The sequence below is a fragment of the Dietzia sp. NPDC055340 genome (assembly GCF_053645335.1).
The window spans coordinates 133,767-146,391 of the sequence record NZ_JBSHML010000008.1 but is presented as its reverse complement, the minus strand read 5'-3'; the positions used below and the strand labels follow the sequence as shown (position 1 = coordinate 146,391).

The 12,625-nt window shown below is 70.9% G+C and carries 14 protein-coding genes; 9 read left to right on the top strand and 5 right to left on the bottom strand.

Annotated features, from left to right (window positions below; genetic code table 11):
• Positions 1 to 58: 58 nt before the first annotated feature.
• A complete protein-coding gene (locus tag ACWIFB_RS08175; RefSeq protein WP_454057934.1) occupies positions 59 to 1,165 on the top strand; it encodes a hypothetical protein in 1,107 nt (368 codons plus the stop codon).
• Positions 1,166 to 1,196: 31 nt separating this feature from the next.
• Here ACWIFB_RS08175 and ACWIFB_RS08170 read toward each other — a convergent pair whose 3' ends face one another.
• The 5 genes from ACWIFB_RS08170 to wzm form a co-directional block, all read right to left on the bottom strand.
• The gene (locus ACWIFB_RS08170) at positions 1,197 to 1,670 is read right to left on the bottom strand and encodes a PaaI family thioesterase (protein WP_454057933.1); all 474 of its coding nucleotides are present in this window, start codon (positions 1,668 to 1,670) and stop codon (positions 1,197 to 1,199) included.
• Positions 1,671 to 1,740: 70 nt separating this feature from the next.
• On the bottom strand, positions 1,741 to 2,340 hold the full coding sequence (locus ACWIFB_RS08165; protein ID WP_454057932.1) for a TIGR03086 family metal-binding protein: 600 nt from the start codon (positions 2,338 to 2,340) through the stop codon (positions 1,741 to 1,743).
• 44 nt (positions 2,341 to 2,384) lie between these two features.
• Positions 2,385 to 3,329, bottom strand: coding sequence for a galactofuranosyltransferase GlfT1 (gene glfT1 / locus ACWIFB_RS08160; RefSeq protein WP_454057951.1), 945 nt, complete (start codon positions 3,327 to 3,329; stop codon positions 2,385 to 2,387).
• 208 nt (positions 3,330 to 3,537) lie between these two features.
• Entirely contained in the window at positions 3,538 to 4,356 is an 819-nt protein-coding gene (gene wzt / locus ACWIFB_RS08155; RefSeq protein WP_230931178.1) for a galactan export ABC transporter ATP-binding subunit Wzt/RfbE, read from the bottom strand.
• A 12-nt stretch (positions 4,357 to 4,368) separates the two neighbouring features.
• Positions 4,369 to 5,256, bottom strand: coding sequence for a galactan export ABC transporter permease subunit Wzm/RfbD (gene wzm, locus ACWIFB_RS08150; RefSeq protein WP_454057931.1), 888 nt, complete (start codon positions 5,254 to 5,256; stop codon positions 4,369 to 4,371).
• Between the two features lie 66 nt (positions 5,257 to 5,322).
• Between wzm and ACWIFB_RS08145 the strand changes: the two genes are divergently transcribed.
• The 8 genes from ACWIFB_RS08145 to ACWIFB_RS08110 all read left to right on the top strand — a co-directional run bounded on the left by ACWIFB_RS08145 (position 5,323) and on the right by ACWIFB_RS08110 (position 12,535).
• On the top strand, positions 5,323 to 6,339 hold the full coding sequence (locus ACWIFB_RS08145) for an NADP-dependent oxidoreductase (RefSeq protein WP_454057930.1): 1,017 nt from the start codon (positions 5,323 to 5,325) through the stop codon (positions 6,337 to 6,339).
• A 106-nt stretch (positions 6,340 to 6,445) separates the two neighbouring features.
• Positions 6,446 to 7,942, top strand: coding sequence for a polysaccharide pyruvyl transferase family protein (locus ACWIFB_RS08140; protein ID WP_454057929.1), 1,497 nt, complete (start codon positions 6,446 to 6,448; stop codon positions 7,940 to 7,942).
• Positions 7,939 to 8,286: a hypothetical protein gene (locus ACWIFB_RS08135; RefSeq protein ID WP_454057928.1), complete on the top strand. Its 348-nt coding sequence runs from the start codon at positions 7,939 to 7,941 to the stop codon at positions 8,284 to 8,286. The genes ACWIFB_RS08140 and ACWIFB_RS08135 overlap by 4 nt, the downstream gene beginning before the upstream one ends.
• Before the next feature lie 91 nt (positions 8,287 to 8,377).
• Entirely contained in the window at positions 8,378 to 8,866 is a 489-nt protein-coding gene (locus tag ACWIFB_RS08130) for a pyridoxamine 5'-phosphate oxidase family protein (RefSeq protein ID WP_454057927.1), read from the top strand.
• Positions 8,867 to 8,914: 48 nt separating this feature from the next.
• Positions 8,915 to 9,982: an NAD(P)H-binding protein gene (locus tag ACWIFB_RS08125; protein ID WP_454057926.1), complete on the top strand. Its 1,068-nt coding sequence runs from the start codon at positions 8,915 to 8,917 to the stop codon at positions 9,980 to 9,982.
• A 79-nt stretch (positions 9,983 to 10,061) separates the two neighbouring features.
• Positions 10,062 to 10,778 (top strand): CPBP family glutamic-type intramembrane protease, encoded by a 717-nt coding sequence (locus ACWIFB_RS08120; RefSeq protein ID WP_454057925.1) that lies wholly within the window; start codon positions 10,062 to 10,064, stop codon positions 10,776 to 10,778.
• Between the two features lie 205 nt (positions 10,779 to 10,983).
• Positions 10,984 to 11,982 (top strand): NAD(P)H-dependent flavin oxidoreductase, encoded by a 999-nt coding sequence (locus ACWIFB_RS08115; RefSeq protein WP_454057924.1) that lies wholly within the window; start codon positions 10,984 to 10,986, stop codon positions 11,980 to 11,982.
• Positions 11,983 to 11,986: 4 nt separating this feature from the next.
• Positions 11,987 to 12,535 carry a PadR family transcriptional regulator gene (locus ACWIFB_RS08110; RefSeq protein WP_454057923.1) on the top strand — a complete coding sequence of 183 codons (549 nt, stop codon included), beginning with the start codon at positions 11,987 to 11,989 and terminating at the stop codon, positions 12,533 to 12,535.
• Positions 12,536 to 12,625 lie beyond the last annotated feature (90 nt).

Below are 12,625 nucleotides of genomic sequence, written 5' to 3'. Positions count from 1 at the left end.
CGGCTCGACGCCCGTTTTCGGCGGGGCGGCAGTCACCGCGTAGTACACACTGGGCGGCATGAATCCGTCTGCTCCGATCACCCCGTCGGCGTTTCCCGCACTGCCCGATCCCGCCGGTGAGTCCTGGCCGCTCGAGCTGCAGATGCTGCCGCCGGGACCGTTGACGTCGGCCGAACTGGCGCAGCAGGTGTCGCCCTCGCTGGTCAGAAGGCATTACCACCGGATCTGGCACGGCATGTATCGGCGCGAGGACCAGTCCGACGGTCTCGAGATCCGCAGCCGCGCGCTGGCAAAGACCTTTCCGGACGGTGTCCTGCGCGGGCGCAGCGCGGCGCTGATGTGGGGCGACGACTCGGCGCCGGAGGACGCCCCACCGGAGATCTGGCTCCCGGCCACCCGCCGGACCCGTCAGGGGCGGGTGTACCGATACGGGGCGATGCCCGGGCACGCGATCACCGAGGTCGACGGCGTTCGGGTGACGACACCGCTACGGACCTGCCGCGACCTGGCCATGGACCTCGAGTTCGAGGACGCGGTGGTCTCAACCGAGCGACTGTGCGCGATGGTGGCGGAGCTGCCCGCCCAACTGCGGGCAGCGGCCGAGCATCCGAGCGGGCGAGGGGCACGCGACTTCGAGCAGGTCGTGCGCGCCTGCGACCCACGGTCGGTCTCGGCCATGTCATCCCGGGCGCGGATGGTCCTCGCGGATGCGGGTTGCGGGGACTTTGGACACGGACACCAGGTGCGGTTGGGCAGAAACATGGTCGAACTGCCGCTGGCCGATCCCGTCGCGAGATGCGCTGTGTTCACCTCACCACCACCGGCACCGGCATCGGCGGTATCGACATCGGCATCGGTGCGGTCGGGCACGTCGTCGCAGGCGGGGGATACGGAGTCCCTCCGGGCACGCAGGGACAGGGCCTCCGCTCGTCACCAGTCCCGGCTCCAGGGCGCCGGCTGGACGGTGATCATCGTGCGTGAACAGGCGCGAGGGGCCGCGACTCTACTGCCGCGGCCGGGCACGGTTCCGGATATAGGACCGGCGGGCGTTCCCCGGAGGGCCGCGGGATTGCTGGCCGCGCGGTGGCCGGCGACCGAGATCCGCCTGCCCGCTCACGGGGAAGCCGCCAGTGACCCGCACGGGCTCTGGGGCTCACCGTGGTGATCGTCGGGTGCGTGGCGCTTCCCGCAGGAGGTCAGCCCCGGCGCCGGACGGACATCGTGTGTCGGGCCTCGACCACGGCCTTCTCGCGGGAGTCGACGATGAGGGCGGTGTGCACCACGCTGGTGCTGCGCTGTTCGGAGAGTTGGTCGCGGATCATGTCGGCCTCGGTGGCCGGGACCTCGACCCTGCACGTCAGCCGGCCGCGGCCGGGCCGGTGGAAGTCGATCGTCGCGCTCTTCGTCCACACCTGGTAGCCGCCACCGAGCTGACCGGACAGCAGTGCGCCGTAGAGGACGTCGGTGGCGGCGAAGAGTGCGCCCCCGAAGGCCGTGCCGTTCGTGTTGGCGGTCCACGGGGCCACCCGCATGGTCAACTCTCCGCTGGTCCAGTCCGGGGCGATGTGGCGGATGCGGATCCCCGACCCGAGCAGAGGCGGGTAGAGCGACGCCAGCACGGGGAACGCCGTGGGGCTGGCGGAGTAGCGGTGCAGCATCGTCTTGGGCACGCCACGATCGTAACTTACTCGCCGGTCAGTTCGCGCCCGGCCGGGTCAGCCGCGCGGCCACCGCCCGGGGTCAGCCGCGCGGCCACCGCCCGGGGTCGCGACCGGTCAGCGCGAGGGCCGTGTGGCGCGCGGGGGCACCGGGGCCGTCGAAACCCGGAATCGGGGGGTCGAACAGGTCCGGCGCGGGATTCTCGGCGAGATCGGTCCGGACGAACTCCAGCACGGCCTGCTCGAGATCGTCGCCCCACGGCAGGTCGCGGCCCTGGGAGGCGGCGATGTCCCAGGCGTGGACCGCCAGATCGAAGGTCTGCTGGGCCAGATAGTGCCCGGCCGGCGCGCTGCCGTAGGAGAGGTTGACCTGTGTGTCCGCGTCCGTCCCCCGCCACGCGGCAGACACCGGCGCCCGCACCCCACTCCACTGGTCTACGAGGTCGGGGCCGGACATCTCACGCAGGCGGCGCAGCGGGCCCTCGAGGTCCTCGGCCACCTCGTCGACAGTCCCGCCCGCGAGCAGGCCCGGGACCCAGAGTTGCTCGTCCACCACGTGGGAGAGCACCTCCCGCGCGGTCCACGAACTGCACGGCGTGGCGGCATCCCAGTCGGTGGCTCCCGCCAGGGCCTCCTCGAAGACGTCGGCGGCGCGGGCTTGCAGGGCGATCCAGTCGGTCATACGCCCATCATGCGCTCCCGGCAACCTCGCCGCATCCCGCCGGCTCAGGGCTTGTCGAAGTGCTCGCCCGCGCCCATGCGTTGCAGGCGCAGCCACTCGCGGAAGCCGGCCGGGTCGCGGCGGGAGACGAGGAAGTACCAGCCGAATCGCACGATCTCCTGCGGGATCAGCTTGCGCATGCCCGGCTGGGACAGCAGGTAGCCGCGGTTACGGTAGGTGAAATGCCGCTTGACCGGGTCGTCCGGGAACTGGGTGTGCATGCGGCCGCCGAGGATCGGTTTGAACTCGTCGGAGCCCTGCGGGTGCAGGTACGCGGTGGTCAGGCAGGTGCCGAACGGTAGGCCGGAGCGTGCCAGGCGGCGGTGCACCTCGACCTCGTCGCCGCGGATGAACAGGCGCAGATCGGGCACGCCCACGCGGTCGAGCGCGTCGGCGGTGAACAACGCGCCGTTGAACAGCGAGGCGATGCCTGGCAGCAGGTCGGTGCCCGCCCCGGGCGCCCCGGTTGCCTCGGTCGCGCCGGCCGGGTTCGTCGCCACGTCGCGCTGGTCGTCGGCGAACAACTCGCTGCGCCACCGACGCCACACCAGACCGCGGCGCAGGGGGAAGGCCAGGCGATCGGGGTCGTCGAGGTCACACACGACCGGCGAGACCTGTGCCAGGCCGTGGCGGTCCATGCAGCCGAGCAGGGTGGCCAGGACGTCGGAGCCCTCGGGGCGGCCGTCGTCGTCAGCGCACCACACCAGGTCGGCGCCGGTGGCGAGGGCGTGCAGCATGCCGAGCGCGAACCCGCCCGCGCCGCCGAGGTTGTGCTTGGAGCCGATGTAGGTGGCCGCGACCGGCTGCGATTCGACCAGCTCGCGCACGGCCTGCTCGTCGGCGTTGTCCACCACGACCAGGTGGTCGATCGGCCGGGTCTGGCCGCACACCACCTCGAGGGAGGCGCGGAGCTGCTCGAGGCGGCGATGCGTGACCACCACGGCCACCACGCACCGCGAGTCGGCGGATCGCTGCCCACTTACGCGCCCGGATTGCGCACTTTGCGCCGGGTTGCGCGCCCTGTTTGCGTCGTTCCGGGTGCGCAACTCGTCAGCGCCGGCGCCGGACTGCGGGCCGCCCGCGCCATCGGCCAGCGCGCCGCCAGCGCCATCCGCCCTCGCGTCGCCCGCGCCGGAGCCGCCGGACCCCGCCCCGGCCTCAGCCCTCACGCTTCATCCTCTCCATGTATTCCGCGATCGAGCGGCCGGCCTCGGGCCCCTCGTAGGCGGTGACGATCTCCTCGATGCCGCCGCTCTGCCGGATCCGGCCGTGGTCAATCCACATCGCGGAGTCGCACAGCTGCGCGAGGAACTCGTTGGAGTGCGAGGCGAACACCAGGATGCCGGAGCGCGAGACCAGGTCGGCCAGCTTCACGCGCGCCTTCTTCATGAACTCCGCGTCCACGGCGCCGATGCCCTCGTCCAGCAGCAGGATCTCGGGATCGATCGAGGTCACCACGCCCATCGCGAGCCGCACGCGCATGCCGGTGGAGTAGGTGCGCAGCGGCATGTCGAGGTAGTCACCGAGCTCGGTGAAGTCGGCGATCTCCTCGACCTTGGCCTTCATCTGCTTGCGCGTCTGCCCGAGGAACAGACCGCGGATGATGATGTTCTCGTAGCCGGAGATCTCCGGGTCCATGCCCACGCCCAGGTCGAACACGGGCGCCACGCGGCCCCGGATCCGTGCGGCGCCGCGGGTGGGCTCGTAGATGCCCGAAAGCAGCCGGAGCAGCGTGGACTTGCCGGCGCCGTTGTGTCCGACCAGGCCGATGCGGTCTCCCTCGCGGAGGGAGAGGGTGATGTCCTTGAGGGCTTCGACGACGACGACGTTGGACGCGTTCCGCCCGATCGCGCCGCCTGCGGACCCGAGGACGGCCTTCTTGAGCGACCGCGACTTGGCGTCGAAGATCGGGAAATCCACGCAGGCGTCGACGCAGTCGATGGACACGCCGCCGGGAGTGGGCGCAGCAGGACTCATGGGTTGTACCTCCTACACCCAGTACGGGACTCGGGAGCGGAACTTACGCAGGGCGAGGAAGGCCAGCAGCAGGCCGACCGCGGTGCAGCCCAGGACGATCCACCAGTGGTAGGCGGCGACGGGCTGCCCGAGCATGGGCGCGCGGACGATCTCCAGGTAGTGGTAGAGCGGGTTGAGCTCGGCGATACGGGCCCGGTCGGCGATCTGGCCGCCCTGCTCGTACAGCGTCTGCGTGGTCCACACGATGGGGGTCATGTAGAACAGCAGCTGCACCATCGAGTCGAGCAGCGGCGCGATGTCGCGGAAACGGGTGGCCAGGATGCCGAACAGCATCGACACCCAGACGCCGTTGATCATGAGCACCGCCAGGCCCAGGACCGACAGCAGCAACTCCCAGCCCAGCGGGCGCGGGAAGACGATCATGAGCACCACCCAGATGACCAGGTTGTGCACCAGGAACAGGAACTGACGCCAGACCAGCCGGTAGACGTGCACGCTCAGCGCGCTGGGCAGCTGCCTGATCAGGCCCTCGTTGGCGATGAAGACCTCGGAGCCCTCCTTGATGCATCCGGAGATGAAACCCCACATGATCAGGCCCACGGTGACATGGGGCAGGAAGTCGGCGAGCGGGATCTGGAACAGGATGGAGTAGAGGAACCCCAGCGCCACGGCCATGACGCCGGTGGCGATGGTGATCCACAAGGGCCCGAGCGTGGAGCGCCGGTACCGCTGCTTGATGTCCTGCCAGCCGAGGGAAAGCCACAGCTCGCGCTGGTGCAGCCCCTGCCGGAGGTCGCCCACGGCACGCCGGAAGGTCTGGGAGTCATTGACGATCTCGCCGCGTGCGCGCTCGTCGGGGAGCGTCGCCGAGGTGGTATCGGGATTGGACTGGTCCTGCACGAACGCGAAGCCTACTAGAGCGGCGGGCCTCGGCAGCCCCGCCGCGAGGGGGCGTAGACAGTAGGCATGACGACCAGCACTCAGATCCAGCTCGCCAGCCGACCCCGCGGGTGGCCGACGCACGAGAACTTCCGCACGGTCACCGTCGAACTCCCGGAGCTCACAGAAGGGGAGATCCGGGTCGCGAACGAGTTCGTCTCCGTCGACCCGTACATGCGCGGCCGGATGAACGAGGGCCGCTCCTACATCCCGCCGTTCGAGCTCGACCAGACCATGACCGGTGGGGCGGTGGGCCGCGTGGTCGAGTCCCGCTCGGACGAGCATCCGGTGGGCGCGGTGGTCCTGCACGACCTCGGGTGGCGGGACGTGGCCCAGGGGCCGGGCCGGCAGTTCCGGGTGGTCCGCGAGATCGACGGCGTGCCGAACTCCGCGCACCTGGGGATCCTCGGCACCACCGGGCTCACCGCGTACGTGGGGCTCATGCACGTCGCGCGGTTCACGGCCGGGGACACGGTGTTCGTCTCGGGCGCTGCCGGGTCGGTCGGCTCGGCGGTCGGGCAGATCGCGCGGCTCGAGGGGGCCTCGAAGGTCGTCGGCTCGGCCGGCAGCAAGGAGAAGGTGGACACGGTCACCGGGCGGTACGGGTTCGACGCGGCGGTGAACTACAAGGACGGCCCGGTCCGCACGCTCCTGCGCGGGCACTTCGGCGACCGGGACGGAGAGGGGATCGACGTCTACTTCGACAACGTGGGTGGCGACCACCTCGAGGCCGCGCTGGACCTGATGAACGACGAGGGTCGCATCGCGATGTGCGGCGCGATCAGTTCCTACAACTCCACCGAGCGCGCCCCCGGGCCCGACAACCTCTGGCTCATGATCACGCGCCGGCTGACGATGCAGGGCTTCACGATCAACAAGCAGATGGGCCACTACAAGGAGTTCGTGTCCAAGGTCGCCCCGTGGGTGGCCTCCGGCGAACTGGTCTTCGATGAGACCGTGGTGGACGGGATCGGCAATGCCGTCGACGCGTTCCTCGACATGATGGGCGGCGCGAACGTCGGAAAGATGGTCGTCAAGATCTGACCCTGCACCTCACGGCCGGCGCCGAGGCGGCAGGGCCGCGCGTCACCTGGACGCATGACCTGGGGTGGGGCGCTGGGCGTCGGGCGCGGTGCGGCAGGGTGGAGCCATGTCGTCCCCGCTGCGCCGTGCCGCGTCCGTCGATCCGTCGCCGCCCTCGCCGGGTGAGCGTCTGCCGGATCGTGTCGCCGCCGGGCTCCGGCAGCGGGCGCGTCGCTCGCTGGACGGGCTGCGCGCCGCGGCGGACGCCCGCTGGGGCCGGCCCCGCGACGAGAGTCGGCCGATCTACCTGGTGGCCCCGGCCGGCCACCCGAACCACGGCGACGAGCAGCTGCTGGCCGGCTGGCTGCGCTACCTGCGGCATCGCCTGCCCGGTACGCCCGTGGTGGTGGACTGCCACACGCCCGGCCAGGCCGCGGTGCTGCATCACGCCGAGCACCCGGACGTGCTGTTCACCGACACGCTGTGGCGCCTGGCGGGGGAGTACGCGGGGTTCGAGCCCTCCGCGGCCGGCGCCGACTCCGACGTCACCGCAGCCCCCGCCGCCGCGGCCGTCGCCTTCTGTCGACAGGCGGTCGCCGACCTCGGTGTGCGCCCTGAGCTGGCCTCGGGCATCGAGCTACTGCGCAGCGCATCCATCATCCATCTGATCGGCGGCGGCTACGTCAACGACCAGTGGCCGCATCACCTCGGCGTGGTGGCCGGCGCGGCGGAGGCCGGCCGGCTGGCGGACGCGACCGTGGTGGCCACGGGGCAGGGCTTCACCCCGTGCGCGGACGTCGGCCCGCTCGCCGACGCGATGGCCGGGTTCGATCTGGTCACCGTCCGCGACGCCGCGTCTCGCCACCTGCTGGCGGGCACCGACGCGCCCGTCCATCTGGTGGGCGACGACGGCTGGCTGTCCCTTGCCGGCGGGGGCGGGATCGAGGCCGGCGACCACCCCGTCTACTCCGACGACCCCCACGCCGCCCGCGACCTCGTGCTGTGTGCGCAGTCGGATCTGGCGGAGCCGGAGGTCATCGCCGAGGCAGTCGCGCGGATCCTCGCCGCCTGGAAGATCCCGGGGGAGCGGATCACCGTGGTGGAGTCGATCCCCGGCGGGGACCGCGTGGTGTGGGACCTGGTGTGTGCCCGCGCCGACGCCGCCTCCGCCGCCGACGCCGCCTCCGCCGCCGACGCCGTCTCCGCCGTCGACGCCGCCGCCGACGCGGGGACCGTCGGTGGGGGCGACGACGACGAGGTGGGCCGCGCGCTCGCCGGTCTGCAACTGCCCATGGCGCGTTTCGTGCCGTTCCAGGAACTGTGGGCCACGGGACTGCCCGCACGGTCCGGGCAGGCATGGCTGACCACCCGTTTCCATCCGCACCTGTTCGCGGCCGCGCGCGGGGCCTCCGGGGTGGCACTCCGGAGCGGGTCGGCGTACTACGACGTCAAGCACGCGTCCCTGGCCGATGCGGGATCGCCGTGGGTCACCGTGAACGCGCACGACGTCGTCGTCGACCCCCTGGTCCCACCCCTGCCGACGGCGGGCGGCTTCGACTCGTCGGCGGTGTCCGCGCTGATCGCCGCGGCGGAAGCGCTGGCCGACGAGGTGTACCCGCTGTGACGCCGCAGGACATCGACCTCGACGGGCGGCGCTTCGCCGGCGTGACCAATTCCGCCGACGGCGAGGTGGGGCAGGCGACGGTGTTCACCTACCGCCAGGACGGCGAGGTGATCTGGGCCGAGTACGGCGGCGGCGCCGTGGTCCGCGGCTACCTGGTGGGCACCCGCGCCGGGGAGGTGCTGCGCTTCCGGTACTCGCACCTGGGCACCGACGGGCAGACCTCGGGAGGAGTCTGCGAGTCGACGATCGAGGTGACGGGCGACGGCCGTGTGCGGTTCCACGAGTCCTGGGCCTGGGAGTCGCGTCCGGGCTCGGGCACCAGCGTCGTCGAGGAGATCCGATGATCGGCTAGCGGTTTTCGGATCGCGACCGCGGCGGTACCGTCCCCACGACGGGCCGATGACACGGCCACCCGCGATCGCGAGAGGATCCGAAATGTCCGAGGACACCCGTTCGCCCGAGCAGATCGTCGCCGACCTCGTCGAGAAGTCGCCCATCTGCATGGTCACCACCACCGCGGCCGATGGCCGGCTCGAGGCCCGTCCGATGACGCGGCAGGACTCCGCATTCGACGGCCGGATCCGATTCCTCGCCCCGCGCGACGGTGATCTGGTCACCGAGGTCCGCGCCGACTCGAAGGTCAACGTCTCCGTGCAGTCCTCCGACGGATTCGTGTCCGTCTCGGGCCGGGCGGAGGTCGACGACTCCCGCGAGACCGTCGACCAGAACTGGAACGCTGCGACCGAAGCATGGTTTCCGGACGGCCCGGAGACGGCCGTCGGACTCGTCGTCCACGCCGACTCGGCCGAGTACTGGGACTCGAGCGGATCCACCATCGCGCACGTCGCGTCGTTCGTCCGCGCGGCGGTGTCCGGAGACGACCACACGCCCGATATGGGCACGAGCGGCACAGTGGAGCTGTGAGATGACGAACTCTTCCATGGCCGCGCACGACGCCGGCAGGCCCGGCCGATGAGCGCCCCCCGGGGCGATTCCGCTGCCGCACCTCGTGCGGTCCTGGTGATCGGAGCAACAGGCTACGTCGGCTCTCGGCTGGTCCCCCGGCTGCTGGCCGACGGGGCGCGTGTCTCGGTGCTCGTTCGTTCGCCGGACAAACTCGAGGACGTCCCGTGGCGGGAGGACGTCACCGTCCATAAGGGCGGTCTCGAGGACGAGGAGACACTGACGGCGGCGCTGAGTCAGGTCGATGTCGCCTGCCACCTGGTCCACGCCATGGGCACCTCGCCCGATTTCGTCCGCGAGGAGCGTGAGACCGCGCGGACCTTCGTCCGTGCGGCCGAGGCCGCCGGAATCGACCGGATCGTCCATCTGTCCGGCCTGCATCCGCCCGGCGAGGAGGATCTGTCGGACCATCTGCGCTCGCGCGTGGAGGTCGGGCGCATCCTCCTCGGGTCGTCCGTGCCGGCGCTGGTGCTGCAGGCCGGTGTCGTCATCGGCTCGGGATCGGCATCGTTCGAGATGATCCGGCACCTGACCAGTCGCCTGCCGGCCATGGTCACGCCGAGGTGGGTGGGCAACCGTATCCAGCCGATCGGCGTCGCCGACGTGATGCACTACCTGTCCGCAGCGGTCGGTTGTTCGATCGGGGACAGCCGCACGATCGACGTCGGCGGCCCCGACGTGCTGACGTACGGCGAGATGATGCAGGTCTTCGCCGAGGAAGCCGGGCTGCATCGACGGATCATGCTGCCGGTCCCGCTGCTGACGCCCACGTTGTCGGCGCTGTGGAGCGGGCTCGTCACGCCCCTTCCCCGGGGGTTGGCGGGCCCGCTGATCGAGTCGCTGCGCTCCGAGGCGATCGTTCATCGAGACGACGCGGAGTCCGTACTGGGAGCCCCTGCCGGCGGGCGGACCGGCTATCGAGACGCGGTTCGCCAGGCACTGCGGGTCCCGATCGGCCCGCGGAATCCGGCGAGCTGGCCAGAGGCCGATCCTCTCGGCGACCCGGCCACGCAGCTGCCCTCCGACGCAGACTGGGCCGGAGTCCGTCCCCCGGTGCTGTGGCGGGCGGGTAGCTGACGAGAATTACCATGGATGTCGCGTGCCGGACGACTACGGCTGAGTTGGTTCCCCCGGCGTACCTGTCGGAGCACCCTTGATGACCGCCTCGGACACCGTGCCCGGGCGGTACCTGCGAGCGCTACGCACCGGGGACGAGGACCCGACGGACCCGTCGGCACTGCGCCGGCGTCGGCTCATCGCGGTGATCGTCACGCTCGCCGTCGGAGTGATCGTCAGTGCCTGGGCGCTCCGGATCCCGGCTGGCGACCCGCTGTTCTATCCCGCCACGGCCGCACTGGCACTGGTGTGGTTGATCGGCGCGTTCGCCTCGGGCCCCGTCCACCTCGGCAGCGAACCGTATCGCCCCGGCCGGCGGCCCGTGGTGACCTCTGTCGGCATCGCGGTGGCGCTGGTGGCGCTCTTCTGTGCCGGCGCGCTCGTCGTCGCCCAGATCCCCGCGTTACGTGATCCAGTGGACGACCTCCTCGCGCACGGCACCCGCGGCAATCTCGTGGCGGTCGCCGCGCTCACCGCCGTCAACGGGATCGCCGAGGAGTGTTTCCATCGCGGCGCCGTCTACTCCGCCACGCAGCGGGTCCATCCGGTCATCATCACGACGATCGTCTACGCGGCGGTGACCGCGACCACCGGCATCCCGCTTCTTGTACTGGCCGCCGTGATTCTCGGTGTAGTTACGGCGGTTCAACGACGCTGTACCGGAGGCGTCCTGGGCCCGTGCATCACCCACGTCGCGTGGTCGCTGGTCATGCTCATCGCATTGGGGCCGCTTCTGGACGCCGCCTCAGCCCTCTAGTGCGTGGCTCCCCCAACTACGTGGTGACCAGCCGTCACCCCGGTACGCATTCCCTGCCGTGCACCAGGGGATGTGCTGACGGTAGTGGCGGCTCGTCAGCGGGGCCCGCTCGATCTTTATGCAAACTGTTGCATGAACGCGCGGGCGGACGTACCGTCGGAATCGATGCGCCAGTGTGCGCCTCCCGCCCCGAAAGGAAAGCCCGATGGCCCTTCCCCCAGTTCTCTCCGGCCCGATGACCGTCCCCGTGGTGGCCTCGCCGATGTTCATCTACTCCGGTCCCGAGCTCGTGGCCGCACAGTGCCAGGCCGGCGTGATCGGCTCGTTCCCGTCCCTCAACGCGCGCCCGCAGTCGCTGCTGGGCGAGTGGCTCGACCAGATCACCGAGAGCAACGCCGCCTACGCGGCGGCGAATCCCGGCGCGTATGTCGCACCGTTCGCGGTCAACCTGATCGTCCATCGCTCCAACGACCGGCTCGAGGAGGATCTCGCGACGATCGTCGAGCACGAGGTGCCCGTCGTCATCACCTCGCTGGGCGCGCGTGAGGAGGTCAACGAGGCCGTGCACGCGTACGGCGGCATCGTGTTGCACGACGTGATCAACAACAAATTCGCGCGCAAGGCCATCGAGAAGGGCGCCGACGGTCTGGTCGCCGTGGCGGCGGGCGCCGGCGGCCACGCGGGAACCCAGTCGCCGTTCGCGCTGGTGCAGGAGATCCGTGAGTGGTTCGACGGCCCGCTGCTGCTCTCGGGAGCGATCTCGCACGGGCGCTCGATCCTCGCTGCCCAGGCCGCGGGCGCCGACCTGGCCTACATCGGCTCGGCGTTCCTGGCCACCCAGGAGTCGCGGGCGACGGACGGCTACAAGCAGATGATCGTCGACAGCACCGCCTCCGACATCGTCTACAGCAACCTGTTCACCGGCATCCACGGCAACTACCTGCGCGGCAGCATCGAGGCGGCCGGTATGGACCCGGACAACCTCGCCGAGTCGGACCCGTCCGCGATGGACTTCGGCACCGGCGAGGCCGGTGATTCCAAAGCGTGGCGCGACATCTGGGGCGCCGGCCAGGGGGTGGGCGCGGTGACGGCGACCGTCACCTCCCGCGAGCTCGTGGACCGGCTGCGCACCGAGTACGAGTTGGCTGCCGGGGCGCTCTCGGCGACCGCCGCCGCCACCACCACGTCCTCGTCCGCACGCTGAGCGGATGTCCCTGAAGTTCGCGATCCTCACCTCGCTCACCGAGCGGGAGGGCAGCGGCATCGAACTCGCCCGCCGGTTCGACAAGTCCATCGGTTACTTCTGGCCGGCCACGCACCAGCAGATCTACCGGGAGCTCGACCGACTGACCACCGACGGCCTCATTCGCGAGCTGCCGCAGGAGGGCCCGCCGCGGCGCGGGCAGCCCAAGCGCTTCGCGGTGACGGCCGAAGGGCGGGGCCTGCTCGAGAACTGGGTCGGCGAACCGGACGAGCCGGAGCCGATGCGCTCGACGCTCGCCGTGCGGGTGCGGGCGGCCGCGGTGACCGGTAGGACGGACGAGCTCCGCCACGCCCTGGAGCATCACCGCCGGAGACGGAAGGACCTCCTCGAGCACTACCTCGCCATCGAGGAGAGGGACTTCCCCGCCGTGGAGCCCTCGGATGTGCGCGGGGTGCTCCAGCACCGGGTGCTCAACCTGGGCATCGAGGGGGAGCGGTCGTGGCTCGCGTGGTGCGACGAGACCCTCGGCGCACTGGACCGGCTCCAAGTGTGAGGTGGATGCCCTCACAGGGCGGACGCCCAATCGAGCGAATATGGGCAGGCTCCCGCTGTGGACGTCGAGAACGGGGATGTCGCACCGAGG

Coding starts and splice junctions, on each gene's coding strand:
- ACWIFB_RS08175 (WP_454057934.1), top strand. CDS start 59: ATGAATCCGTCTGCTCCGATCACCCCGTCGGCGTTTCCCGCACTGCCC.
- ACWIFB_RS08130 (WP_454057927.1), top strand. CDS start 8,378: ATGTCCGAGGACACCCGTTCGCCCGAGCAGATCGTCGCCGACCTCGTC.
- ACWIFB_RS08145 (WP_454057930.1), top strand. CDS start 5,323: ATGACGACCAGCACTCAGATCCAGCTCGCCAGCCGACCCCGCGGGTGG.
- ACWIFB_RS08140 (WP_454057929.1), top strand. CDS start 6,446: ATGTCGTCCCCGCTGCGCCGTGCCGCGTCCGTCGATCCGTCGCCGCCC.
- ACWIFB_RS08115 (WP_454057924.1), top strand. CDS start 10,984: ATGGCCCTTCCCCCAGTTCTCTCCGGCCCGATGACCGTCCCCGTGGTG.
- ACWIFB_RS08125 (WP_454057926.1), top strand. CDS start 8,915: ATGAGCGCCCCCCGGGGCGATTCCGCTGCCGCACCTCGTGCGGTCCTG.
- wzt (WP_230931178.1), bottom strand. CDS start 4,356: ATGAGTCCTGCTGCGCCCACTCCCGGCGGCGTGTCCATCGACTGCGTC.
- ACWIFB_RS08120 (WP_454057925.1), top strand. CDS start 10,062: ATGACCGCCTCGGACACCGTGCCCGGGCGGTACCTGCGAGCGCTACGC.
- ACWIFB_RS08165 (WP_454057932.1), bottom strand. CDS start 2,340: ATGACCGACTGGATCGCCCTGCAAGCCCGCGCCGCCGACGTCTTCGAG.
- ACWIFB_RS08110 (WP_454057923.1), top strand. CDS start 11,987: ATGTCCCTGAAGTTCGCGATCCTCACCTCGCTCACCGAGCGGGAGGGC.